This is a genomic window from Streptomyces decoyicus, assembly GCF_019880305.1.
Lineage (GTDB): Bacteria > Actinomycetota > Actinomycetes > Streptomycetales > Streptomycetaceae > Streptomyces > Streptomyces decoyicus.
The window spans coordinates 1,754,070-1,778,669 of the sequence record NZ_CP082301.1; the positions used below are offsets into that span (position 1 = coordinate 1,754,070).

Consider the following 24,600-nt stretch of genomic DNA (forward strand, 5'->3'; position numbering starts at 1 on the left):
GGACAACGAGCCCCGACGCAGGCGTCTCCATTGTGGTGATCACCCGCCAATCAATCACAAGGTGTGATATTCCATGACGCTCCGCACTCTATATCTGCAGCGAATGCTCAGCGTAAATGGCAGGAACAGTTTGGCTGGGCGCCGACTCTTTGACCACCTCAGCGAGGTGTCGGAGGAATGCCTATTGGCTCACGCCGTATTAAAAAGGGAAGATGCGGCCCACCTCGAAAATGAAGATATTAATAACGACATCATATCGGAGGATCTGGTCGACCAACTCGATCCGAACTTCATCTACTTAGAGGGCGGCCTATTCCTAGATGACGATCTCTGGAGGATGGCTCAACCAATCGCGGAGCACTTCGTCTCGAATGGAAGCGTGCTAGTTGTTGCGGATGTTGACATAAATCAACTCCACGAATACAAGACGCAATACCGCAAAGCGTCAACGTTCCTTGGCGCACTGTTCGACTATGGCCAGTTCGACAGAACGTCACCTGTCTACGGCGTGGATCAGGAGTCGTCATGGCTGAACCCTCGCCAAATAGTGTGTCAACCCAAGAAGATGGTGCTATCTGAATGGCTGCGCCCCGTCTACGATGGCATTCCTGAGATAATGGCCGGCCTACCAGTCCGCCTTGAGTTCTGGCGACACATACTGGCATCAGGAAACCAAGGCAGCACGGGTACGCTGCAAGATGACCAGTGGATCGATGAATTCGATTGCTGCCCTTTTGCTTCAGTCCACAACTATGGCCACGGCTATACGGTCACCATAGGAGGACTCGTATCGTCGGACGCCTGGGTGGACCGCTGCCCCGGGAACGTACGATGGGTGGAAAATATCGGATCCGTCCTTTCACGGGAGGTCGCATCCGACAGAAAGCGCACCGCCTCTCATTTCCGTTCGCCACACTTGCTCTTCCTTTCACACAGGTCATCGGACAAAGCGATGGTTGGGGAGGTGGCGCGAGAGCTCAGGAGAAAGGGAATCGCCGTATGGCTCGACAGGGATAAACTCATTCCGTCAGATTCTCTCTGGGGAGGGATTTCATCTGGGCTTGAGGAAATGAGTCACTTCGTGCTTTTTTGGTCCCGCGCCTGCCTAAGTGGTGTTGGGGTGACACGAGAGTGGCAAGCAGCTGCAGCTGCCCTGACCGACCGAGGAATCCCAATCATAATTGTCCGGCTTGATGACACCCCGGTCCCCGCAGTCATTGGCGACTTGTTCAGGATCGAATCGAATGGGTTGAGTAGCGCCGAGATCTCAGTCTCACTCAACGAGGCTATTGAACGTCTCACAAGACGTTCAAGCAGTCACTCATAATCAAGGTCACGAGATCTATTATTCACTGCCATGTTCGCATCGCATTTGCCGCAGTTAGGCCGCCTCGTTTACTAACGAGAGCACTCGTTCCACCTGTGCTATTCCTCCGTATGGGGCTTCCTCAGTTGCGTAGCTGTGTGGATTGTCAGCGGTTCGGGCCGCGAGGTACTCCTCTAGTCCCGCCGCACGTAGGCGACCCATCGGACGGCGGCGGTGGTGTGCGTGCCGAGGATGTCGGCGAGGACAGGTGCGGGAAGGACGGTGGCAAGCGCCGAGTGCGGCGTTTCGCGCGGACCTGACGCTGATGCCGTAAGCAAGCTAGCTTCCGGCTGCAGGGCTGCGCGGCGACGGGTCGGCCAGGCACCATTGGACTACGGCTTCGAGCCAGTGCAGGACTCAACCCGCCGGCACCGTCTGCCGACGGCCTCAGCGAGACAGAGAAGAAGGCCCGTTCCACACGAGCCGCAGTCCAGCTCGCGCCGATGCATGGGACGAGATTCACGAGCACCGCTTCGCACAGCCCGACACGGCCACGTAGCCCTGCCACCAACACAAGCCTGCGGGCGGTCATGAGACCGCCACGCCGCCAGCCCCAGGACTCCCGCCTACGCCTCAGCCGCTAGGAGCACGTCGTGATCACCAGAAGAACGCGCTGCCCGGTCCCCTCCCTTCGCGCCGCGCACCCCTGGAACTCTCCTTGTCATCACCACGCACCATCACACCCTCGACCACCACCGGCACCGACGTTCTCTTCTATCTCCTGATCGCCCTCGCCGGGCTCGGCATGGGAGGAGGCTCATTGGCCTGGCTGTTCGGCAACCTTGCCAACGCCGTTGCCGGCTCCGACCCGTGGGCCGCCTTCCAGCCGACCGCCGCGCTCATGCACCCCGAGCAGGTGTGGCCCCATATGGCTCGGCCCGCCGTCATCACCGGCTGCTACGTACTCCCCACCCTCATACTCCTGGCTACCGCCGTCCTCTGCGCGAAGGCGTGGCTGTACTTCCGCAGCAGCTCCTCGGGGCTGGCCACCGCACGAGAGCTGGCTCCGCTGCTGCCCAAGCAGATAGCCGCCAAGGCCATCGACCTCCGTCCCAGCCTCAAGGGCAGCAAGCCCAAGGACATCGATCCGGACGACCGCGGCGTACTGCTCGGCACTCTGAAACTGGGCAAGGACGAACTCCGCGCCTCCTGGGAGGACGCCCTCCTGGCGGTCATGGCCCCGCGGTCCGGTAAAACCTCGGCACTGGCGATACCCGCGATCCTGCGCGCCCCCGGCCCGGTGCTGCTGACCTCGAACAAAGCGGCCCGCGATGCCTACACGGCTACCCTCGACGCCCGCGCCGAGGTAGGGACCGTCTGGACTGTGGATCCGCAGCAGATCGCCCACGCCCCCCAGACCATGTGGTGGGACATCCTCGCCGACGCCCGTGATCTCGCCGGGGCCCGACGGCTCGCGGGACACTTCGTCACCGCCTCCGTGGACGAGTCGAGCGCGGGCGACTTCTGGTCCACGGCGGCCGCCAACACCCTCACCGCCCTCTTTCTGGCCGCCGCCCACGCCGGACTTCCGATCACGGAGGTGCTGGCCTGGCTCGCCTCTCCGTCCGACCGCACCCCGATCGACCTGCTCCAGGACGCTGGGCTCGACGCAGTTGCCGCCCAGCTCCAGGGCACAGTGGCCGGTGCGGTCGAAACCCGGGACGGCATCTTCGAGACGGCTCGGCAGTACGCCAGCTGCCTGCTCGACCCCGGCATCGCCTCGTGGGTCACCCCGCCCAAGAGCCGGGAAAAGCTACGGGAGTTCAAGCCGGAAGCCTTCGCTACCAGCAACGACACCTTGTTCCTGTTGTCGAAGGACGGTGGGGGCTCGGCCTCGGCGATCATCGCCGCAGCCGCCGACTCGGTGATGCGGGCCGCCGTCATCCAAGCCGAACGAGCCGGCGGTCGCCTCGATGCGCCATTGCTCGCGATCTTGGACGAGGCAGCCAACGTGTGCAAGATCGCGGACCTCCCCGACCTCTACTCCCACCTCGGCTCCCGCGGCGTCATCCCGTTCACGATCCTGCAGTCCTACCAGCAGGGCGTCCGGGTCTGGGGCGAAGCGGGCATGCACGCCCTCTTCTCCGCCGCCACGATCAAATTGATCGGTCCCGGCACCGACGACGCCGACTTCGCCGAAAAGCTCTCGCGCCTCGCCGGCGACCACGACGTGCGCACGGTCTCCGTCTCCACCAGCGAGTCCGGCAAGTCCACGTCGGTCTCGATGCGTCAGGAGCGAGTGCTGCCGCCGGACGCGATCCGCGCGCTGCCCAAGGGGACGGCTTACCTGCTGGCCACCGGCATCCGGCCAGCCCTCATCGACCTCAAGCCCTGGTACAAGGGCCGGAACGCCGACCGGCTCAGCGCCGCCTCCGCCAAGGCAACCGCGGCAATCACCAATCGCGCACTCGCCAAGTCCCTGCGCCAGGACGACTTCGGTCCAGCAGCATGACCAGCCCGCTGCTGCACAGTCCCCGGCCGAGAGGCCATCGAGCAGCCGCCAGCCGCCTCATTGCGCGGCGTCCCCGATGCCGCCCCTCCCCTCATCGTGTGTCCTTTTCCTAGGGAGTCCCATGTCCCGCCCTTCTCCTCCCTTCGTTTCCGTACGTGCCTCCGAGCGGCTTGCCGGCACCCCCGTCGTACGTCGCGGTGCCAAATGGTGGCTCGCTACGACGGCCGGTTCCCTGCTCGTCTCGGACCCGGATTTCACCGGCGAGCTCGACCGCTTCGCAGCTGACATGGCTGTCGCTGAGCGGGCCGTCGCTGAACTCAGCCTCCAGCTCAAGGCACGTCCTTGAACCCACTGGTCCAAGCCGAGCAGGCCGTTTTGGGTGCGGTCTTCCTAGAGCCGGGCCAGCTCAACCGCCTGTCGTCCTGGCTCCGCCCCCATCACTTCCACCGGCCAGTCCACGCGGCCACCTATGCCGCGATGCTCAAGCTCCGGGCCGACGGCCACCCGGCGACGGAGACACGGGCCGGCGAGCCCGTCCCGCTGGCCTGGGTGACCGACGCGGTTGCCGAGGCGAGCACCCGCACCCGAGGCCTCACCGCCTCGTACGCGCACTCCCTGGTCTCGGCCTGTCCTCGCCCCGAGCACGCGGTGGTCTACGGTCGGATGGTCCTGGAGGGCGCCATCCACCGCAGCGTCGCCCAGCACGCCACCCGGCTGCACCAAGCGGCCCGTGCCGACGCGATCCGCGGCGGCGCAGAGGAAACGATCCACCACGCCGAGGTCTTGTACGAAGTGCTGGCCGATCTCGCGCGCCGCTGGGGAACCGAGCCCAGGGCCGAGGCACCCCCGGCATCCGTCACACCACCAACTGCCGCTTATCCGCAGCCGGTGGAAGAGCACCTCCTTGCCGACGAGGAGCTGCTGCTGGGAGGCTTGAGCGCGCGTCCCCAACAGCTGCGAGCTGTCGTGGGCTGGCTACGCCCGGACGATTTCGCCGACGTCGGCCACCAGCAGATCTACCGGTCCCTGGGCGCGCTGCATCACCGAGGTGAGCCCATCGATCAGATGACCGTGCTGTGGGAGACACAGCGTCGGGGCGCTCTGGCCGACCGAACCCTCGATGTCGAGCGAGTACGGCGGATCTGTGGCCCTTCTGCGTTCGCGGGAGCGGCGGAGCACCTCGGCGAGCAGGTGGTCCAAGCCTCGCTCGTACGCACCGCAGCCGCCTCGGCCCGGAAGGTAAGGGCCCTGGCCGACGACGAGTCACTGGCCCCAGGAGGGCTGATCAACTACGCGCTCCACGCGCTGGGCCCGCTGGACGAGGTCCGCCACCGCTGGCGCATCGGAACGGATGCCGAACCAGGGCTCAGCCGTACCGCAAGTCACCCACCTGCCCCTCCGCCCGCTGCACGAATCGATGCCGCCCGGTCCCGCAGCCGTTCACACCGCCCCGTCGCCGCCCAGCCCGCGGTATCGACCACAGCCCCACGCCCCTCCGCCCAGGACCGCCCGCACCGACGGAGCCTTGCGTGAACGCCTCCAACGACGACACCCGCCAAGCCCCTATGGCCATGGCCAACGAGTTCGAGAGCCTGCGCGAGAGGCGCCCCGCACCCGCGGATGCCGACAACTACCGCAATCTCACTTGAGGTTCGCCCAACGTCGCCACTCAGGCCAGGCGACTGATCGACGCCTCCGCACTCTGGCTGAAACTGTGGCTGAGCAATTCCATGGAGTTACCGAAGGAGTAGCCTGACGGCGGGCCAGCAGAGCCGTAGACCCGGGTGGGGGGACTGTGGAACGGCGGGATGTTCAAGGGCATTACGAGCGGCTTGCTGCCGAGTATGACGAGCATTGGGTATACGGGCCGCACTACATCACCTGGATGTCGGCACGCATAGCCGAGACGCTGCGCCTGTCTTCCGCTGACCGAATCGCCGACATCGGCTGTGGCACAGGGATGTTCGCACGCGAGGTGGCGCGGATCGTCAACCCGCAGCATGCCATCCTCTGCGCGGACCCGTCGCCGGCGATGCTGCACCAGATCGGTATGCCACCACCCGCCGCCCTGACGCCGGTCGTAGCCTCGGCGGAAGACATCGCCGTAGGACGCGTCCAGTTACCGTACGGGCAACTGGACGCCACCTGGCTGAAGGAGTCGGTGCATCACGTCGCCGATCCCGCCACCACCCTGCATGGCCTGGCCGCTCGGCTTGCTCCCGGCGGTCGGTTACTCGTGGTCATGCTGCCGACCAGCATCGAGTACCCGCTGTTCCAGGCGGCGCTCGACCGCTTCACGGAACTCCAGCCCAACCCCGAACTCATCGTCGACAATCTACGGGCGGCCGGGTTGCAGACCACACTTCGTTACGTCGACTACGAGTTACGTCTCGATCGCGAGAAGTACATCGGGATGGTGCGGGCCCGCTACATGTCAGTGCTCTCCACGTTCTGTGACAGCGAGATCGAGAAGGGAATCGAGGAGATGAGAGCCGCGCATCCGGAGCCGGTGCTCGCCTTCCCCGACCGCTTCGCCTTCTTACTGGGCGTGAAGCCGGGTGAAGGGCGATGAGCATGGTGGTGGACGAACGGTTGCAGCGGCTCCGCAGCGAGCTCGATGACCACTCCCGTGTCGCTGACCGCCTCGGTCTGGACCTCGAACGTCCCTTGCGCAGCCTGAATGATGGCTATCCGGAGAACGCTGTCTCTCTCGTCGGCAAGCTGACGGAGAAGCTTCTCAAGGAGCTTTGGCGGCACCATGGCATCGAGGGCGACCCATCGGGCCGTGCCCTCAACGACCTGGTCAAGCGGTGTCAGCCGCACATCCGCAGCAGCACCGTCCTGAATGCGCTGGATGACATCCGTCGCCTGCGGAACCGGTCCACGCACGACGGCTACGACATCTCCGACGAGGACGGCCTGCTGGCCGTACGTCGACTCGTGGACGTCCTGGTCTGGTTCACGAGTACCAGCAGCTCCGCCCTGCTGGGCGGAGAGCCCCACATGGCTCCCGAGGTCGCCCGTCGCTGCGAGTTCCTCGCCGGGTTGTACATCACCCTCGGCTACCGGCAGGCCAAGCGATTCGTCCTTACCTCCGACACGGTCTACCAGCTCTTCTGCCGTGAATCGGGCATGCGCCTGGAGTACGTCGAGCTGATGGTCTCGCAGGATGTGGACGACCTGCGCGCCGTCCTCACCTCCAACGGCGGTGAACTGCTGCGCACCCGTCTGCCCAAACTCACCCGATTCGTCATCCTCGACGAGGCCGGTGAGGACGAGGAGTTACCCGGCCCCGTCCGTGAACTGCTCGGTCGCGACTACCGGCTCGTCCGCTACGACAGCTTCATCGACAGGCACGTCGACCTTGACGCCCACCTGGCCGACATGACCTCCGCGGAGTGCGCCGAGCCCCGCACGGCCGTCACTGCCACTGTGCTGTCAACCGATGCCCGCACTGGAGAACCTCTCATCCAGACAGCCGAGGACGCAGCGACCCTCCTCGGCCGCCTTGCACGTGGCCAAGCAAACATTCTGATCACCGGTCGTCCCGGCAGCGGCAAGAGCACGCTGCTCCGAACACTGGCCGCAGACGCCTGTGCACGCCGCTTCCGCTTCTATTTCGACCTCGGCCTCAAGCCGAGGGACGAGACCTTCCCCGAATACGCGGCACGCCTGCTGTCCCCGTGCATGACGGCGGACCGCTCCCGTGCGTACGACCTGTTCCTCTACCTGATCCGGTCCGGATCTGCGTTGTGCGTCCTGGACGCGGTTGACGAGGGCGTGGACGAGGCCAGCCCCGCCGGCTTCCTGCGACTCTTCGCGGATCTGGCCCCTGTGCTCTCCGCCGAGTCCACTGTGGTCATGAGCTCGCGGGTGTCGTTCCTTGCCGACTCCCCGCAAATCCGCCAGCTGTTGGACAGCGGGACCGCTCGATCCGAGCAGCTGGTCGAGCAGATGTACGCGAACGGACTCGACCCGACACGAGTACCGCACTTCCATCTCGTTCGGCTCGCGGAGCCCGATGCCACGTTTCTGGAGATGCGGCTGACCGCCTTACTCCAACCCGCCTCCCCGCAACCTCTCGACGCGTTGCTCGACGCACACATCACGAAGACTCTGGCAGACCACGGTCAGGCCGATGCCGAAGAGCGGCTACCTGGAGTATTCGGTAGAGCCTTCCTCACCGACCAGACGGTCTTCTCCCTCCTCGACCTGCATCGCGACCTTGGCGCTGGCGCCTTCACCGACGGTCGTCTCGAACTCGACAGTTGCGTGCTCGCCCCCCTGTTGCGGCCGGCCGGCCCGGACCGGGTCGCCTTCGTGCACACCGCCTACCAGGAGCTGCTGGCTGCCCGATACCTCGCCACCCCGAGCGGTCGTGAGGAGGCGGCAGAGCTGCCCGGAGGTGCCTTCATCACCGAGCAGGTGAGAGCCTTCCTCGCCCGCATACCGACGATGGCCTCTACCGACGACTGCGTACTTCCCGCCGGGGTTCACCTCGTCGGGCCGGCTGAACGGCTTTTGCTGCGCCGCGTACGACATGCGGTCCGATTCGACCGCCATGCCGTCACGGTCGGCCGCTACCGCCGCTTCCTCGACGCCTTGAGGCCCGACGGCACCTCACCCTGGGACCACCCCGACCAACCAGCAAACGTCACCCACACCCCCTGGACCGACCGGCTCCGCGAATCGGATTACTACCGCAATGCCCGGTTCGACGACCACCCTGCCATTTGCGTCAGCTGGTGGAGCGCCTTCGCGTTCGCAGCCTTCGAGGGCAAGCGCCTGCCCACCGCGCTGGAATGGGAAGCCGCCGCTCGCGGAACGGACGGCCGCCTCTTTCCCTGGGGTGACGAATCGGACGGCGCGCCGATCAACTGCGCTGACACGTGGGTCGGTCATCCCGTGGTGACCTTCCATGCCTGGCAGCAGGAATTCGCCCAAGAAGCACTTCGCAGTGCCTGGGTCACCCCGGTCACCGAGAGGGCCGCGAACCGCTCCCCGTACGGCATCACCGACATGGCAGGGAACGTCTGGGAGTGGACCTCTACCAGCCTGGATGACGCCGGCGAAGCGGTCATCTGCGGTGGAAGCTACGACAATCCGCTGCGCGCCGTACAAGCGAGCAGCAAGGGCATCTACCGCAAACGTGGCTGCAGTAACGCAGTCGGTTTCCGTTGCGTACAGGACATCACCGACCCTGAGGCGGTCACCTCATGAGCGACGCGCGGCACGGCACTATCGTCGACCGTCGGCCCACCGGCGGAGGATTGACCGGTACCGTCGGCGCCTTCATCGTCCAGGACGAAGCGGACGGTCGTTACTACACCTTCGACTACACGCAGATCGTCACCGAAGGCTTCCGCACCATCCGCACTGGCGAACGCGTACGGTTCCATGCCGCCGCAGACCGCCCCGGTAGCGCGGAGTTCGTGGTCAGGCTCGACCAGCCCGACCCTGCCGAGTACTACCGGTGACCGTGGAGCTGGAGGCCATCGCCGGGGCACGACAGATCCTCATGGCTGTGCTCCCGGTACGGTTGCTGCGCACTCCGGACTGGCCGGAGGGACCCTTCCCGTTCGAGGTCGGCAACAGACGGACGGATGCAGCCACCCGCGCGACTTATTTCGCGCCTGCCTCCGCCAGAGTGCTGTACGGGTCGCCTGGGCGCCCCTGTCGCTGGCATCGAACAATGCCGATCGTCCACAACGGGATGCGGCTGCACGGCATGGAGTTGTTGCGTACCGCCACGGGACGCAGCCACGGACATGCTCTGGCGGTGCTGCACTTCACCGTGGACAGACCGCTGCTTCCGGTACTGCGAGCGATCGGTCAACGGCCCGATGCCGGCCCCAACCCGCTCACCGGCCCGTTCGCGCCGCAGCAACTCTTCGGACAGGTGGCCGAGGTCCGCGATGGCACCGACGCGTTCGCGATGGTCCGCCCGTACACCATCGCCCTCCTCACCCCAGAAACCTGCCACACTCCCGCGCTTCGGTCTGAGCCCACGGCCGCACTTCCGGCTACCGCCGACCAGTGGCTGTGGCAGCTGGCATCCCGTTCCACACCACGCGACTTTCCTCTCGCTCCGGAGACCGCCGCGGACGAATTCGAGCAGGCTGTGCGCATCTCCGCCGACTGGAGCGCTCTGGTGCTGCGGCACAGCGCCGCATTCCTCGGTCATCGCGCCGACGCCGGACAGGGCGACTTTTACGATTTCGCGGCCTTACACGCCCGTACGGTCTACCTCGACGCGCTGCTACTCGGCACGCTCCAGCGTGACCACATCGACCGACTCACCGACGAACTCTCCGGGGTATTCGACGGCCCGCACCTTTCTGCCCAGGTCGGTTCGTTGGAGAGGAACATCGCGTTCTTCCGCAGTACGTACTGGCGCCAGCACCTGACCGCTCATGGTCCGGCGAACGAGCTACTGCTTGCCTTCCAGGCTCAGTACCGATTGCCCGAGCGTTTCGCGGAGATACTGGCCGAGGCCGCGGACTACAGCCGACTGGTCCAGAACCTGGAGAGCCAGCAGATCAGCGGCGCTCTCGGAGTTCTCACCATCCTCGGCCTTCCCCTCGGCACGGCTCTCAGCGTCCTCCAGGTCCTCGGCGACCAGTCCGCCGCCCACCTGCTCGTCGCCCTCGGCCTGTCGATCGCCGCCACCGCCGCTGCCCTCACCACCCGCTATGGACGCCTCGTCATCTCCTCCCTACGGGGCGGTGCGGGCCCTGAGCCGCCCGCGTAAGAGCACAGCCGCACTTGGCGAACAGCATTGAGGGGGAGCCCCTCATCGGATTCGCGGACCACCCGCAGCCACACCGTCACCTCATCCCGCAAGCCGTCACGAGAAGCTGAACAGCGGCAGTACCACCGCCGACTCCCGCGGCCGGAAGCCCACTGCCGGCCTGCGTCTCTGTGGGCCGGTTTCATCGCATGGCTGCCCGCATCGCCTCTAGGCCGTCAGTTGCGAGTGCGGCGGTCGGCCATCCTCTCCCAGAACTGGTGCAGTTCTCGGACGGGCATGCCAACCCAGTGAGGCGTCTTCCTGTGCATTGTGGGCATGCGGTGGTGCACGGGTCCGGATAGCAGGGCCTGTTGCTGGCGGCAGAAGGGCTCGCGGATCTCGGCCCGAGGGCGCGGGTTTCGGGGTGGGTAAGGGCAGAACTTGAACCCGCAAGTGGGCAGGCAGGCACTGCCCGGTGCCGGCGGGTCTGTGGTGCTTACCGACAGCTCGGGGTGCAGTGGCGTACGGTCCGTGGTGATGCAGGGCGGCAGTGGCATTTCCGGCTGCATCGAGTGGTCCAGCCGGTCCTCGACCTCGTCCGGATACTGCCCGTCGCGCTCGATGAGATTCAGCATGACCACCACGTCGGCAATGAGGCGCTGGGCGCGCCCGTCGAGCGTGCTCCACCCAACCGAGGGTGGGATCCACAAGTTGTGCTTGCGGTAGTACTGCGGGCCGGTGGTGCGAGAGCCGATGTTGTCGACGACGCCCTTTTCATCGATCCAGATGAAACGTTCGGGCCGTCTGGTCTCCAGGGCGAGGGCCGCAAGGTCGCCTGCCTCGGCGACGAACGGGTGCAGGGGTTGCCGGGGTGCGGCGCCGTCTCCTGCAACGTGGGCGGCCGCAGTGTGGGCAGTGCCCGCAATCGACAGCCAGCGTCCCACGGTCTCCACGACGCTCGTACCACGGGAGTCGTCGGACTGCTCGCGTGCGCCGTCGCGGATGTCCCACTGCGATGCTGCCGTGACGCTGCCCTGCTCATCGCGGGCGAAGCTGTCCGGGAGCTCCCATAGGCACAGCGCATGGAGAAGGCTGAGCTGCGAGTACCAGCACCGGGTCTGCTGGAGCATCGTCTCCGCATGCCGGATCAGGTCCGTACGGCCGCCTGGGTAGGTAGAGGGGTGGCGCTTCCGGCAGTTGGCCGCGAACTTGAAGCCCTTTGCCAGACCATTCTCCAGGGAGATCGGCAGGTCGGGCGTGCCGCCGGACTGTTCCGGGTCAAGGTGGCTAAGCCACTTCATGAGACGTTGCCGTGCCTCGTCGCGGTAGTCGTCGCTGACGGAGCCAAGAAGCATGGGGATCATCCAGGCCCGCATGACGAACTCTCGCCAGAGTACAGTCTGTTTCTTTTGGTAGTGCCGGTGGATGTCCTGCCGTTTGGCGGTCTGGGAGGGCCCGGATTTCCAGGTGGGCAGCACCTGCGGCGCGTCCAACTCTTCGTACTCTTTCCTTTCGCCGTACTTCATCCTCTCGATCTTTTTTTAATATTCCTCTACCGGGTCGATGTTGATCTTGGCAATATCGCGAATCACGGCGAACGCTGGATCGCCGCCATTGCCGAACTCCTGGGCGACAGCGAGACGGATGGAGTAGGACTCTTCCCCGATGCCCAGCTTGAAGAGCTGCTCGTACAGCGGCGTGGTGTCGGCCTTCTCGGTGGCCGCACGCAGAGCCGCGCCAAGCTGCTTCACCACTCCGAGCTTCGCCGCGCCAAGCGTCCGCTCATCCCCCGCGATGCTCTGCCAGCATGCTTCCAGCTCGTCAGTGATGGTCTTCAGCCTCGGCTTGTTCTCCATGCTCTCGATCTCCAGGGCAGCCGCGTAGAGGTCGAAAGCCTTCGGGTCCGGCCGCCGGCATGCGGCAGCGCAGAGCCGCACGGCGAGGGGCCGGCCACTCACTCGATTCTGCCGCCGCAGCTCCTGGCTGGCCTTCTTCACCTCGGCCATGACGCCGCCGCCCCCGGCTGCCCGCAGAGCCACCTGCCGACGGGACAACAGCACCAAGGCGATGAGCAGCTCGCGGCCGGGCCCAGGCGGCCGCAGTGCGTGTTCGATGAGCCCACCAGCGCCACGCTCCCCCAGGTACCCGAGCATGCGGGAGCCGAGGTACGCCTGGATGATGCTGTGCGGGAAGCGAACTTTCCCCTCGAACCCTTCCACCAACTGGAGCATGCCCGCGTTGCCCGCGAACTGGGCGAGCGCGGCGTGGCACTGGTCAATGCTCCCTTGGCGCAGAGGCTGGCTCGCCTCGCTCCTGAGCCTGCGGCAGAGCAGGTTCCAGATCTGCTCGCGGTGCCACGCAGAGAAGACGTTCCCGCGCTTGCCGTACTGGTCGGGCCCGGGCCTTTCGGCCCAGAGGTGCTCGACCTTGGTCCCCGCCCGGCGCAGCAGGCCGGGATGGACGTCTTTGCCCAGCAGGTCCGCGAACGAGACCTCGAGCTTGTCCTGGAGCAGTCCGATGCACGCCAGCGCCGAGACGACCTCGAGAGTGTCAGAACGGCCCTTCGAGGCCACGGGGACGTCGCCCTTCAGCCGACCCTCCACCAAGGCGTCATACCAGGTCTCCAGCAGCCACAACCGCAGCGTGGAGCGGTCCCCGCTGCGGGTGTCCAACCGCTGGGCGTCCTGCCGGGGGCGATCGCGCTCAAGGACCCCGTGGTCGTGCAGTTCCCGGGCGATCTGCAGGTAGATCGGGGACTCGGCAACCTCCGCCGTCTCCACGATCCAGTCGAGGCGGCGCTCATCCGCCTCGGGGGCATGCGCCTCCACAAACTGGAGCGCCGCTTCCGCGCTGAGCGGTTCCAGCTCGATGATCGCAGCGCGGGTCCCCTCCAGGGGGGTATGCGGCCGCGAAGCGATGACCAAGGGTAGCTTCTGGTCGTAGGCGCGCTCGATGGCACGGCGGATGATGTTGTCCCGGTCATCCTGAAGCTTCTCGTCGAGTATGGCCTCCTCCAGTCCGTCCGCGATGACGACCGCCTTATCGTTCGCGAGCAGCTGCTGCCAGACTCGCTCATTTTTGCTCCGGGCCAGGACGCCCTGAGGCGCCTCCTCGAAGAAGCGTTGCTTGGCCATCTGCTCGAAGTTCAGCTCGGACTCGTTAGCAGCGTCCCGCAGCCGGATGGGCACGGGAACGGCCTTCTGCCGGGCCAACATCTCCGTGAGTCGCACCAGCACGGCAGTCTTTCCGACGCCCACTCCGCCAACCAGCAGATACGGCCTGCGGGTGCTGCGCTCACGGAGCCGCTCGGCGATGACCTGGGCGACCTCCTCGCGCCCGACGATTTGAGCGTTGTTCGGCCCGGCGGTGAGGACCAGTTCGTCTGGATGCTTCCGAGCCTTCGCGACGTAGCGTCGTTTCGTCCACCAGTACCACCAGGCCAGGAAGAACATGGCGGCGAGCCCGGCGGTGAGTACCGGACCGGCGAAGCGGGCGAGGACGTCAAACCACGCGTTGGACTTCAGCCGTGCCTCGAGGAAAGGCATGATCAACAAAAGGATCAGAGGTATGGCCAGAAAGTACCAGATGCGCGTCATGAAGGCGTAAGGGCTCCACATGCGCCACTTCTTGGGCGGCGTGGCGCTGCGGCGCGCCTCCGAACGAATCGTATGTCTGTGCAAGCGTGAAACGGCGCCACGCTTGCACCAGGCGAATGCCCGACTCGGCGGCAAAGTCAGCCTCGGGGCATTGCGCTGCCGCTCCTTGCCTGGTGGGTTCCGGACGACCTTCGTCACCGTGCCTGCTCCCTCCGACAGCTCGGCTCGGGGGATGCGTGTGAGCGGCCGGGCGGAGAGCCCCACACTCTGAGTTGGAAGGCGCCCCGGGTGCGGCACCCGCCCCGGTGTACGTGAACAAGTGCTCAGCGGCTTCCACCTGGCGGGAACCTTAGCTCAGCGCCGTCCTCGGGTCCGCGCCGGTCAGCGCATGTACTTCTATCGAACCACGCCCCGGGATCCCCGCAACACGACTGTGAGCCTGCGCAGAATCTGCCCAACGTCCACTTCTTGGACAACTCGGGGCCCGGGGGATGTCACTGTCACCGGATGCGGGAGTTCGGCCGGTGCCGCGCCACACGGTGGAGTGCGGGATCAACGAGCTCAAGTGTCCCAGGCCGCGGTCACGGAATACGACAAGCCGTTCGCTACGAGATCCCCCTAGTAGCTGCGACTATCAATGGGTGGCTGTCATCAGCGCTTTCGCAACGCAACTTAACGAGTTCGTTCATGGCGCGAATCGGCCCGTGCATATCTTGCTTGCCCCAGTTTGTGGGTCACTCTGCGAGGTTGGGGATGCGGCTGGCGGGTGGTTTGCCTTTCAGCACGGTGTATTCGCGGTGGTGATTGTAGGTGTGCAGCCATCGCGGGAAGGCTGCTCGTCGATCGGCTTCTGACTGATATGGCTGTGCGTAGGCTCATTCGTCGCCGCAGGTGAGCGGTGCGGGCCAGACCCACCGGCACGTCAGGCGGACCTTGATGAGCCGCCGCTCGGTGCGGGTCGGGGTGCGGAGGAGACAGTGGTGCGGGCGGCTGGAGCGGTTCGCCATACCGGCATCGCCCAGGGCCCGGTAGCGGTCGGCCCATCGCTGAACGGTGGTGGGCGAGACCTGGAAGGGTTCCGCGGCCCAGCGCAGGCTCCACCCGTCCACAACCTCCCCGGACAGAACACCTAGCGCTCTGAGCGGTACTGCTACAGCAGGTTTCCGGCCGGGCCAAACCTGAGATCTTCCGGACCCTCGACACCCCTAACCACCCGATCTTGCGGAGGGGTAGCCATGTCCGGACCCGGCCACGATGGCGACGAGTCGGTACGCATACCTGATCACGATCTGGATGACCTGGTGTGCACGGTCACGCGGCTGGTCGCGGCGAGCCGCAAGCAGAGCGAAACGCTCGCCCGGCTCACCGACGACCAGCCGGCCGTGGAGCTGCAGGAGCCTGGGGAACCCACCGCCGAGCCCGGCGCAGTGCCGGTCAGCAGCCGGAGCGCGGACACCCAGGACCTGGGGGCCTCCCAAGACGACGGCCCGTCGTCCGTCTTCATCCTAGCGCTCGATGGCAAGGCGTACGCCGAGGAGTTGGCAGCCCTCACCCGCTGGGTGCACGATCTCCTGCTCCCCGTCTACGGCCGGGAGATCACCACCGGCCGCCCCTGGTGCCGGCAGTGGCAGGAACATCCCGAGGCCGTCGCCCGCCTGCACGCGCTCTGGCTCGCCTGGCAGCAGCTCACGGACATTGAGGCGGGCCTCACCGGCCCCTCCACGTGGCACCGCGATCACCTCGACCCGACCTGGATGCAGCTGCGGATGCCGGACGGCCCGTTCGGCGCGTGCACCACCAGCCCGGGCCGGCCCAACCACCGCCTCCTCGCCTCACCCGAGCCTGCCGGAGCCTGAGATGGCCAACGGCTACGCCCCACGTCTCCTGACGCCGCGTTCCCGCTGCCCCAGCTCGTCCCACCCACGGAGCCCACACCATGCCTGACGTCATGACCCCGGCGACACCCAATGCCCAGTCCATCAACCAAGCTCTCGACCGTCTGGCGCCCCGATGGACGACCTGGGCCCTGCAAACCATTCAGCAGAACAAGCACATGCGCGCCGCAGACATGGCCAAAGCCATGCCGTGGACCACCATCGAAACCGTCCGCCATGTACTGAGCCGTATGTACCAGGACTGCCTCGTCGATCGCCAAGGGCACGGAATCTATGAGATATCCCCGCTCGGCCGCAGCGCAGAGAACGTCCACCGGACACTCGCGGCCTGGCATCGGGCGCATTTCTCAAACGGTGAGCCGATGGCCGAAGCCCAGCGCGTCGAGGACGCCTTGGGGTGTCTGCGTCTCAAGGGGACTACCGACGTCGTCCAAGCTCTCTCCCGTCACGGCACCCGTCGAGGCACCGATGAGCATGAGCGCCACGGTCGGGCCCTCTGCCTGTCACGACGCCCGTAGGGCGACCGCAGCCTCACGCATGAGCCACGCGGGCGCCCGTGACCCACCGCATACCCAAGGCACTCCCCGCATGGAAACCACCGATCCGCATGCCCTGGAACCGGGCACCGAAGTCCTCGTCGGGCCCGTATACCTCGCCGGTGCCGACGACGGCCGCACCGTCACGGAGCCCCTCGACCACGCCGAAGGATGGACGAAAGTCATCGCCTTCGGCACCGATACGTACTTCACCAGCCCATGCCAACGCGTCCGCATCGCACATCCATTGGAAAGCCACTATGGCGGCTGGACCATCGCCTACGCCGAGGACCCACTCGGCGTCCCCGATTGGATCACGACCTTTGACCGGAACACCCCTGACGAAGTCGTCGCAGCGTTCACCGGAGCCCTCGTACGGGGCTTGGAAAGCCACTTCGCCGACTATCTGAACGGCGGCAAGCATCACACCGGCGCAAGCCCGGCCGCGATGCTCGCGGAGCACGGCTGGGAGGCGGCTCGCGATTCCCGACCGCACCGGCAGGTCTCCCCGGACGGCCACGCGGCATACCGGATCCGCAGTGGCTGGGTGCACGAGTACGACGAGCTGCTCAACCCCGAGAAGTCATTGTGGCGCATGTCCGCCGGCCCAGACCCGATCTCCGAGCCGAGCTGGCAGGCGTACTTCAGCAGCTACACCCCCGAGCATCTCATCGCCGCCTCGGCCGCCGCGCTCACCGACACCACCCCCGTGGTCCGCCAGGCACAGCGGATCCCTAACCGTCACCGATTCCTCGTGGACGTCCAACTCCCGCACCGTGCCAAGCTAGCCCCGTGCACCGCGGCTGCCCTGGCACGCAGCCCTCACGCCTCTCTCCCCGGCAAGACCCCAGTCATCCCGCACGCACCAGTTGCGGGACTCACCCCAGCGATCGTCCCCGCTACCTCGCGCCGGCAGCGCTGACACACCGTCGTCACTGTCCCGGACTCCCACCATGCCCACCTCTGCCGCCCCAGACGGAGGCACCTACACAACCCCCGGTGTACCTGGCCGGCCACACGCACGCTGGCGACGCCTCCCTCAACCTCTCCTCGACCAGACTGACACCTCCACCACGACGAGACGGGGAACGTCTTCGTCACATCATCGAGCAGCCGATTCGCCTGAGCTACTTACCGAGGATGAGGACAACACGCTCTGGAAGCTCTCGGTAGTACCCACATCTCTCGATGTCCGCCGGTCTGCAGCAGCCCGTTCGCGATCCACCCGGCGACGCTCGGCTGTCGCCTCTTCAACGGCACCAGTCCACCAAAGGCTGGGGAACTGCTGTGCCCTCCGGCCCTCGCGAACGCCGTTGGCATCCCCGTCGTCCTCACAGCACCGCTTGCATGGGCTGAAGTACCGTGCCCCGTCGGTACGGTGCCCTTATGGCGGACATCTACGAAGTCTCGGTTGCGATGGACCTGCGTGACGACCTCTCCGAGGCGGAAATCGCCGAACTCCAATGGCATCTCGGGCTGGGTCCGGAGCCGGAACGGTTGAGCATCGTGCCCGAGTTTCCGATCGTGGTGGAGAACGGCCTCGGCGAGCTCGTCACGAAGGACGCCCCTGCGCCGCTCCTGGGCTGCCACGGCGAAGCTTGGAAGGTGGGCGGGGCCCTCACCTCGGTGCTGGTCCGCCGGGAGCAGGGCTGGGCACTTACCGCTCGGCAGGAAATCCACCCGGACGACTACGACCGACTCGGTGAACTGCTCAACTGGCTGGCGACCAAGGCCAGTGATCAACACAGGCCGTTCGACGGCTCCGTCCACATCGGCTGGATCAGGTTCTACGAGGCGGACCGTCCCGATCCGCTGAGGGTTCGGGACGGTCGGACCGTGTGGCCCTAGATGTGCTGACCGGACGGTCGGGTGACGGGCTCACCGTGCGAATCAATCCATGCCCTGTCGGACAGCCCCTAGCGGTCGCGCGTCTCGGCCTCTGGCCGACGGAGTCTGTGGAACCGGGAGTACTGGTCGTACATCAGGTCGTAGAAGGAGTCGAAGCGTTCCGGTCCCATCCCTGACCACGAGGCGAGCCAGTATCCGGCCCATTCGCCGCGCTCGTCGATGTCCTTGGGGTCGAGGAGCATGACCGCGGCGTCGCCCTCAAGAGAGAGACGCAGGGAACGGGCGAGGATCTCGCCCTCGGGCTCTTCGCCCTCGTCCTCGTCGGCGAACTCGGTGTCGCTGTATGCCTCGATCCAGCTGGAGTCCTCGGTTTCGGCGAGCCAGGCGAGCTCGGAGGTGCCCGCGAGCCGGTAGATGAAGCACCCCGCGTCTCGCCACCCGTTGGTGGCCAGCAGGAATTCGCGGAGCGAGGGCGGCAGGGTCCGGCCCAGGCGGGCCTCGGCTGCCGTGACCTCGTCCGGGGTCGCCGGGGCGAACCCGAGCCAGCTGTCCCGTACCACCTCGTCATCCAAGGGTGCGTCCCGCTCGGGGTCGTGCCTGACGATCCACTCCTCGCTCCAGAGTTTCAGGAACGGCCGCCACTGCTCGCGGTTCATGCACTGCCCTTTCGCGTCGCACCCGGTCGAACATCACTGCGTCAACGACAGCACATGGGTCTGACATCCATCGCCCCGCGGCTTGACGCGAAGGCTGGACCGGTCACTCGACCCATCGGACGGGCCCTAAACGGAGGTTTCCCCGCGAGAAGGATCTCGCCAAGATCGGTGTGCTGTAAGGGGTCGAGGTCGCAGCGGACGGCGTCCGCCTGCCCGCCGAGGGGCACACTGCTAGGCCGTGCCAGCTCCGGCTCCGTTTCCTGGCCCCATGCCTTGTCCCCAGTTGGACCTGCTCCTCCAGGCTCAGCTCGATTCGCCGACCGTCAGCCATCCGGGAACGGCCCAGCGAGGCAGCCTTGCAGCATCATCGGCAGCCTCGTCGTAGTACGGATCTCTTCGCCGTACAAGCTGTTCCTCTCCCCTTCGTCCTCCTAATCGCTGTTGCGGCCCCCAGTTCGCCCACGGCAGACGCACACCGCCAGCAACGGACTGGAGACCTCGCCCAGGACCATGCAAACGTACGGGTGCCGGGAAACACCGCAGGTCAAAGAAGGGTTTGCCGCTCGTGAACGCTCACCGCCAGCGCTCCCTTCCAAGCCCCGTCGACCTTCCACGCGCCAAGCCCGGGCTGCGCGAGTGGCAGCGCGACCGCGGCTGATTCGCGCCTACGAGGCCAACGAATGCCGGTTCCCGATTCTCGGCCCGTCCAACCAGGAGGTCACGAATGCCCCTCCACTCGATAACTGTCACCGCGGAGCACGCGGCCCAATGACCTTTCGCCTAGGAGGCCACATGTCGACACACATCACGGCTGGCCAGTTGATACACCAGCTCCAGACTCTCGACCCTGATCTGCCTGCGTACCTCGCCATCAATCCGGACTGGCCCTACGCCCACCGCATAGGCCGCGTCGTCGTCGGCCATGGTCTGAACGGGCCGGCGATCTACATAGCCGAGGACGGCCAGGAGGACATCTTGCCTCCCAACGTCCGCACGGAACTGGGATGGACGGCCGTATGACCGGCTCCGCGGGCTCACACCGAGCCTCGGAGTGGTCCGCCCCGTCAGCCCGTTCCCCACGGCTCACCGCATTGAGCGATCTTGTCGGACACCCGATGCCCGAGGGCGTGCGGGGCGCTCTCGTCCGCTCGGTCCTCCCGGTTCCCGGCCCTGGGCTACACACGACCTGGGTTCCCATCACGAGTTCGCGCCTCCGCCTTCCCGGACACCGAGGACCGGACCGAATCCGCCCTGGCTGCGTCATGCTCAGCTGGGCCCCCGCTGCCGAAGGCGGTATGGACGTCACAGCCCACCTCGGTCTGGTCTCCATGGAGGTCGTCCTGGCCAATTGGCCCGGCTTGAAGGGCGACTGGAGTCAGACCGTACATCCCACCGTGTACGAGGTCATCGGCCTTCACGCTGCACTGTCCGTAGCGACCGACGCGTTGCAGCTCGCGAACCGTCTGGCGGATGCCTGACCCGTACCGTTCCCCCAGACCATCGAGAGGCTGGCTCTGCCCCCACTGACTTAATTGGGGGCGTACCAGCCGGTTTGGATGATGCGGGGCCGCTGCCGAGGAGTGATGAGTTGGGCCCGTCCGGGTGGCATGGCCATGGCCCTGGTGTTGCCTATGAGTGGTCCTTCGTCGGGGTCTCCGGACAGGATGATGCCCGTTGCTCCGAGTTCTTTGAGGCGTCGGGTAACCGGGTCGAAGGAGGTGCGGGCGGCGCCGGCGGTGTTGCGGGCGACGACTATCCGGAGGCCGATGTCTCGGGCGTAGGGAAAGAACTCGGCCAGGGCTTCGAGGGGGTTGCCGGAGGGGAGCGCGACGAGGTCGTAGTCGTCGATGATGACGAAGATCTCGGGGCCGTGCCACCAACTGCCGGCGCGCATCTGCTCGGCGGTTACCTCAGCGGTCGGCATCCGGGCTTGTAGGAGCGGAACGAGGCGGTTGAGGCCATCTGCGAGAGATGCCGACGCGGGGGCGTAATGCAGCACGTGGTCCTCAGGAAGCTGGCCGTGCAACGCACGGCGGTAGTCGCCGATGATCGCCAGGGCTTCATGGGGCTGATGCCGTTCGGCGAGACGCCGGGCGAGCAGGCGAAGAAGCGCGGTCTTCCCGGATTCGCCTTCGCCGTAGATGACGAGGAGCGGATCGGCGTCAAAGGCGACGTAGACCGGGGCGAGGGCTGCTTCGTCGAAGCCCACGGCGAAGCCCAGTTCGGGTGTTTCGCTTGCCTTGGGGAGGGCATCGGCGTGCAGGCGGTCCGGAAGCATGCGCACTGGCGGGCACACCGGGCCGGACCAGTTGGACGCGATGGCCGCAATCAGATCGGCGGCAGGGTTCGCGGCGCCATCCGTACGGTCTTGCGTGGCATCGGGGCCATCGGCCTGCGGGAGTGCGGCCACGTAATGCAGTCCGCCGCGGGCGAGGCCGTGGCCGGGCCGGGAGGCTGGCACGTTGCGGGCGCGTTTGCGGTCGTGTTCGGAATCCAGGGGATCAGCCATCCGGAGTTCCAGGCGGGTGCTGAGTTGGTCTTTGAGAGCGGGGCGGATCTCGTTGTACCGGCCGGTGGCAAGGACGAGGTGGATTCCGAAAGCAAGGCCCCGGATGGCCATGGCTTCAACGTCCGGGATGAGCTGCTCGTGCTCCCGCTTGAAGGTGCCCCAGCCGTCGATCACCAGGAAGACGTCACCGAAGAGGTGATCGGCGTAATGCCCCGCGGCCCTCCGCCCGCGGTACGTCCGGATGGAGTCGACGTTGTGCGCTCGGAAGAACTCCTCCCGCTCGTCGAGGATGTCCCGCATCTCGGCGATCGTCCGTCGTACCTTGGCCGCGTCCAGCCGGGTGGCGACGCCCCCGACATGTGGGAGATCAGCGAGGAACGACAGGCTGCCACCCTCGAAGTCCAGGCAGTAGAACTGCACTTCGCGAGGCGTGTGCGTCAGAGCGAAGGCTGTGACGAGGGTGCGGATCAGGGTGGACTTCCCCGAACGCGGACCGCCGACGACCGCGGCATGGCCCTGCGCACCGGAAAAGTCCAGGCTGAGGATTTCCCGACGCTGCTCCAGCGGAATGTCTGCGATGCCGATCGGAACGACCAAGGACATCTCCCGCCATTCGGCAGGCTGCAGGCCGCGTTCGGCCGTGATGGTGAGCGGGGGAAGCAGATCACCGAGGGAAGGGGAATCTTCCAGCGGAGGTAGCCAGATCTGCTGTGCCGGCGGCCCCTGGTCCCGGAGCCGCTCCACCAGAACATCCAGTACGGAAGGGCCGGTTCCGTCACCGTCTTCCGGAGGTGCCTCTTGGTCAGGGACGGCTGAGTCGAGATCTGCGAGGGCGGACTCGGCGGTGAACAGCACCGGTGAAAGGTCGATCCGATGCCTGGCGTCCGTGGTGCGCCGGGGGTGGTAGGGGCCGGAGACGTATGCGGCCTTGAATTGCGTCGGGGCTTCTGTTCCGTGGCTCAGGAGGCCGACGCCAGGGACGTTGGGCAAGTGGTATGCGTCGGCGACACCGAGTGCGATGCGGGATTCTTCCGCAGAAAAGGTCCGCATCACCAGCCGGTAGGAGAGGTAGGTGTCCAGGCCCCGCAGGCGGCCTTCGTCCACTCGCTGTGAGGCAAGCAGCAGATGCACACCGAGCGAGCGTCCGATGCGTCCGATCTGCAGGAACATGTCGATGAATTCGGGCCTGGCCGTGAGCAGTTCGCTGAACTCGTCCAGGATGATCAGCAGGGTGGGCAACGGCTGAAGTGGTGCCCCCGCTGTCCGTGCCCTCTCGTAGGCGCCGATGTTGGCGAAGTTTCCGCTGGATCGCAGCAGTTCCTGACGACGCAGGAGTTCACCGGCGAGAGCGTCCTGCATGCGGTCAACGAGGGTGAGGTCCTCCGCGAGATTGCTGATGAACGCGGCCACGTGGGGAAGGTCAGCCAGGCCGGCGAATGCCGCTCCGCCCTTGAAGTCGGCCAGGATGAAATTCAGTGTCTCGGAGCTGTGAGTGGCAGCGAGGCCGAGGACCAGGGTCCGCAACAGCTCGGACTTGCCGGATCCGGTGGCGCCGACGCACAAACCGTGGGGTCCCATTCCTCCCTGGGACGCTTCCTTGAGGTCGAGGACGACGGCGTTGCCGTCTTTGTCCACTCCGAGTGGGACCCGCAGGCGATCATGCGGAGTTCGTTGCGTCGAGGGCGGATCGAAGGTGGTTGGGTCGTCGATACCTATCAGGTCGGTAAATCCGAGGTTGCCCAACAGCGGGTCTTCGTCCTCGTCGTCGCTGGTCCGCAAGGGTGACAGGGCGCGAGCGAGGGCCGTGGCTTCAACGGCGGTCAGGTTGTCCGGCATGCCTGTGTAGACGGAGCCGGAGTTGGAGACCAGGCTGAGGGTATTCGGTTCGACAGCCAGGCCCGGTCGGCGATCCAGTCCATGAGGCCCGCCTCCGCGCATACGGCGCTGATGGTCTGAGGCGATGGCCGACTCGAGCTCGATGACGGTCACGCCCAGAAATTCGTCTCGGTCGAATGGCCACAGGAAGGCCGTAGTGGTACCGGGATCCAGGAGGATCACCACGTGAGGTCGGTCGAGCAGAGGCTGGGCATCCCGTTCCCAGGAAGGGCGGCTGGAGAGTTCCTCGGCGAGCCCCTCCTCGAAGGCATCGAGCGAGGAATAGATCAGCAGTCGGGAACCGCGCCGACTACCGGTGTTTCCCCGCTGGGCTGGGCGGACGTGCGGCAGCCACTTGATCCAGTCCCACTCAGCAGCTGCTCCTGGTGCGGTAACGACCGCGATCCACAGGTCGTCGGGCGAGTGCAGCGCCGCCAGCTGGCAGACCAGCGCCCGGCCGGTCCCCTGGACGGTGTCCGCATCGCCCCTGATCGTCAGCCGTGGGAACGCCCTCAGGGACAGCGCCAAAGGCATCCCGTCGAGGTACTCGTACGCTGCAACGAAACGCCGCAGCGCATGCGCGGAGAGCGGCTCCCACTTCTCTGCAGGCCCCGGCTGCGGTACCACGAGGCGGGTCGCAAGGGTCTGTGGCCCCAGCCCGACGCGCACCTGGGCAAAGTCGTCGTCTCCGGGCCGACGCTCCCACAGTCTCGTACGTTCAGCGATCACCGCCCAGAGTTGTGCCGGCTCGGGGAAGGTGCGGAGTTCGGACAGGCGCTGGGCGCGTACGGTGGCCCGCGCTTCCTCGCGGGTGCGGGCCAGGTACTTCAGGTACTCCTGACGCGCTGCGCGCACTCCTGAGGACGACCCGCGCCGGGCACGGACGAACTGGCCCACGGCCATGGCCGCCGCGGAGATGAGCATGATGCCGCCCATGATCTTCATGATCGGCGGTGAGCCGGGGAGGAAGAAGTACACCGCGGTGCTGCCCATGGCCATCATCGGCAGCAGTGTCAGGACAACGGATTCGCTCTTGTGCTCCGGCAGCGCGGGCGGCGCCTTCAGCTGCAACTCGCCCTTGGGGTAGTCAGGGGGCGTCGCGCGCGGAGGGCGCTTGATGGTGACGGTTGCCAAGGG

17 protein-coding genes and 1 pseudogene are annotated in these 24,600 nt (G+C 66.2%); 13 read left to right on the forward strand and 5 right to left on the reverse strand.

Going from position 1 to position 24,600, the window contains the following annotated elements:
- The first annotated feature begins 73 nt into the window (after positions 1 to 73).
- The 7 genes from K7C20_RS07725 (at position 74) to K7C20_RS07755 (ending at position 10,569) form a co-directional block, all read left to right on the forward strand.
- Entirely contained in the window at positions 74 to 1,327 is a 1,254-nt protein-coding gene (locus K7C20_RS07725) for a toll/interleukin-1 receptor domain-containing protein (protein ID WP_078952779.1), read from the forward strand.
- Between the two features lie 697 nt (positions 1,328 to 2,024).
- On the forward strand, positions 2,025 to 3,818 hold the full coding sequence (locus K7C20_RS07730; protein WP_053208363.1) for a type IV secretory system conjugative DNA transfer family protein: 1,794 nt from the start codon (positions 2,025 to 2,027) through the stop codon (positions 3,816 to 3,818).
- 342 nt (positions 3,819 to 4,160) lie between these two features.
- Complete coding sequence (locus K7C20_RS07735; RefSeq protein WP_030078796.1) at positions 4,161 to 5,351, forward strand: DnaB-like helicase N-terminal domain-containing protein; 1,191 nt, start codon at positions 4,161 to 4,163, stop codon at positions 5,349 to 5,351.
- 262 nt (positions 5,352 to 5,613) lie between these two features.
- Positions 5,614 to 6,390: a class I SAM-dependent methyltransferase gene (locus K7C20_RS07740; RefSeq protein ID WP_030078794.1), complete on the forward strand. Its 777-nt coding sequence runs from the start codon at positions 5,614 to 5,616 to the stop codon at positions 6,388 to 6,390.
- Complete coding sequence (locus K7C20_RS07745) at positions 6,387 to 9,038, forward strand: SUMF1/EgtB/PvdO family nonheme iron enzyme (RefSeq protein WP_030078792.1); 2,652 nt, start codon at positions 6,387 to 6,389, stop codon at positions 9,036 to 9,038. The genes K7C20_RS07740 and K7C20_RS07745 overlap by 4 nt, the downstream gene beginning before the upstream one ends.
- Positions 9,035 to 9,295 carry a hypothetical protein gene (locus K7C20_RS07750; protein ID WP_030078790.1) on the forward strand — a complete coding sequence of 87 codons (261 nt, stop codon included), beginning with the start codon at positions 9,035 to 9,037 and terminating at the stop codon, positions 9,293 to 9,295. The genes K7C20_RS07745 and K7C20_RS07750 overlap by 4 nt, the downstream gene beginning before the upstream one ends.
- 215 nt (positions 9,296 to 9,510) lie before the next feature.
- Positions 9,511 to 10,569 (forward strand): hypothetical protein, encoded by a 1,059-nt coding sequence (locus tag K7C20_RS07755; protein WP_245170923.1) that lies wholly within the window; start codon positions 9,511 to 9,513, stop codon positions 10,567 to 10,569.
- Positions 10,570 to 10,784: 215 nt separating this feature from the next.
- On the opposite strand, the gene K7C20_RS39230 is transcribed toward K7C20_RS07755, so the two are convergent.
- The 3 genes and pseudogenes from K7C20_RS39230 to K7C20_RS39430 all read right to left on the reverse strand — a co-directional run.
- The gene (locus tag K7C20_RS39230) at positions 10,785 to 12,074 is read right to left on the reverse strand and encodes a hypothetical protein (protein ID WP_342452547.1); all 1,290 of its coding nucleotides are present in this window, start codon (positions 12,072 to 12,074) and stop codon (positions 10,785 to 10,787) included.
- Positions 12,075 to 12,089: 15 nt separating this feature from the next.
- Positions 12,090 to 14,342, reverse strand: a complete 2,253-nt coding sequence (locus tag K7C20_RS39235; protein ID WP_342452548.1) for an NACHT domain-containing protein — start codon at positions 14,340 to 14,342, stop codon at positions 12,090 to 12,092.
- A gap of 713 nt (positions 14,343 to 15,055) precedes the next feature.
- Positions 15,056 to 15,268 (reverse strand): annotated as a pseudogene (locus tag K7C20_RS39430) (helix-turn-helix domain-containing protein); the annotation flags it as partial.
- Positions 15,269 to 15,379: 111 nt separating this feature from the next.
- On the opposite strand from K7C20_RS39430, the gene K7C20_RS07770 reads away from it, so the two are divergent.
- From K7C20_RS07770 to K7C20_RS07785, 4 genes are all read left to right on the forward strand, one after another.
- Complete coding sequence (locus K7C20_RS07770; RefSeq protein WP_053208364.1) at positions 15,380 to 16,000, forward strand: DUF4913 domain-containing protein; 621 nt, start codon at positions 15,380 to 15,382, stop codon at positions 15,998 to 16,000.
- 80 nt (positions 16,001 to 16,080) lie between these two features.
- Positions 16,081 to 16,557, forward strand: coding sequence for a hypothetical protein (locus K7C20_RS07775; RefSeq protein WP_048829070.1), 477 nt, complete (start codon positions 16,081 to 16,083; stop codon positions 16,555 to 16,557).
- Between the two features lie 70 nt (positions 16,558 to 16,627).
- Positions 16,628 to 17,497 (forward strand): SPDY domain-containing protein, encoded by an 870-nt coding sequence (locus K7C20_RS07780; RefSeq protein WP_053208365.1) that lies wholly within the window; start codon positions 16,628 to 16,630, stop codon positions 17,495 to 17,497.
- A 464-nt stretch (positions 17,498 to 17,961) separates the two neighbouring features.
- Positions 17,962 to 18,423, forward strand: a complete 462-nt coding sequence (locus K7C20_RS07785) for a hypothetical protein (RefSeq protein WP_030078780.1) — start codon at positions 17,962 to 17,964, stop codon at positions 18,421 to 18,423.
- 68 nt (positions 18,424 to 18,491) lie between these two features.
- Here K7C20_RS07785 and K7C20_RS07790 read toward each other — a convergent pair whose 3' ends face one another.
- Positions 18,492 to 19,079: an SMI1/KNR4 family protein gene (locus K7C20_RS07790; RefSeq protein WP_053208366.1), complete on the reverse strand. Its 588-nt coding sequence runs from the start codon at positions 19,077 to 19,079 to the stop codon at positions 18,492 to 18,494.
- A gap of 792 nt (positions 19,080 to 19,871) precedes the next feature.
- Here K7C20_RS07790 and K7C20_RS07795 point away from each other — a divergent pair.
- Together K7C20_RS07795 and K7C20_RS38105 are read left to right on the forward strand one after the other, a co-directional pair.
- Positions 19,872 to 20,099: a hypothetical protein gene (locus K7C20_RS07795; protein ID WP_030078773.1), complete on the forward strand. Its 228-nt coding sequence runs from the start codon at positions 19,872 to 19,874 to the stop codon at positions 20,097 to 20,099.
- Positions 20,100 to 20,374: 275 nt separating this feature from the next.
- Complete coding sequence (locus tag K7C20_RS38105; protein WP_229893482.1) at positions 20,375 to 20,557, forward strand: hypothetical protein; 183 nt, start codon at positions 20,375 to 20,377, stop codon at positions 20,555 to 20,557.
- Between the two features lie 50 nt (positions 20,558 to 20,607).
- On the opposite strand, the gene K7C20_RS07805 is transcribed toward K7C20_RS38105, so the two are convergent.
- On the reverse strand, positions 20,608 to 24,597 hold the full coding sequence (locus K7C20_RS07805) for a type VII secretion protein EccC (RefSeq protein ID WP_030078768.1): 3,990 nt from the start codon (positions 24,595 to 24,597) through the stop codon (positions 20,608 to 20,610).
- Positions 24,598 to 24,600 lie beyond the last annotated feature (3 nt).

Bases quoted from the DNA above. Each gene is read 5' to 3' on its own strand.
- K7C20_RS07725 (WP_078952779.1), top strand. From the start codon at position 74: ATGACGCTCCGCACTCTATATCTGCAGCGAATGCTCAGCGTAAATGGC.
- K7C20_RS07795 (WP_030078773.1), top strand. From the start codon at position 19,872: ATGTCGACACACATCACGGCTGGCCAGTTGATACACCAGCTCCAGACT.
- K7C20_RS07750 (WP_030078790.1), top strand. From the start codon at position 9,035: ATGAGCGACGCGCGGCACGGCACTATCGTCGACCGTCGGCCCACCGGC.
- K7C20_RS07785 (WP_030078780.1), top strand. From the start codon at position 17,962: ATGGCGGACATCTACGAAGTCTCGGTTGCGATGGACCTGCGTGACGAC.
- K7C20_RS38105 (WP_229893482.1), top strand. From the start codon at position 20,375: ATGGACGTCACAGCCCACCTCGGTCTGGTCTCCATGGAGGTCGTCCTG.
- K7C20_RS07755 (WP_245170923.1), top strand. From the start codon at position 9,511: ATGCCGATCGTCCACAACGGGATGCGGCTGCACGGCATGGAGTTGTTG.
- K7C20_RS07790 (WP_053208366.1), bottom strand. From the start codon at position 19,079: ATGAACCGCGAGCAGTGGCGGCCGTTCCTGAAACTCTGGAGCGAGGAG.
- K7C20_RS07745 (WP_030078792.1), top strand. From the start codon at position 6,387: ATGAGCATGGTGGTGGACGAACGGTTGCAGCGGCTCCGCAGCGAGCTC.
- K7C20_RS07780 (WP_053208365.1), top strand. From the start codon at position 16,628: ATGGAAACCACCGATCCGCATGCCCTGGAACCGGGCACCGAAGTCCTC.
- K7C20_RS07775 (WP_048829070.1), top strand. From the start codon at position 16,081: ATGCCTGACGTCATGACCCCGGCGACACCCAATGCCCAGTCCATCAAC.
- K7C20_RS07770 (WP_053208364.1), top strand. From the start codon at position 15,380: ATGTCCGGACCCGGCCACGATGGCGACGAGTCGGTACGCATACCTGAT.
- K7C20_RS39230 (WP_342452547.1), bottom strand. From the start codon at position 12,074: ATGAAGTACGGCGAAAGGAAAGAGTACGAAGAGTTGGACGCGCCGCAG.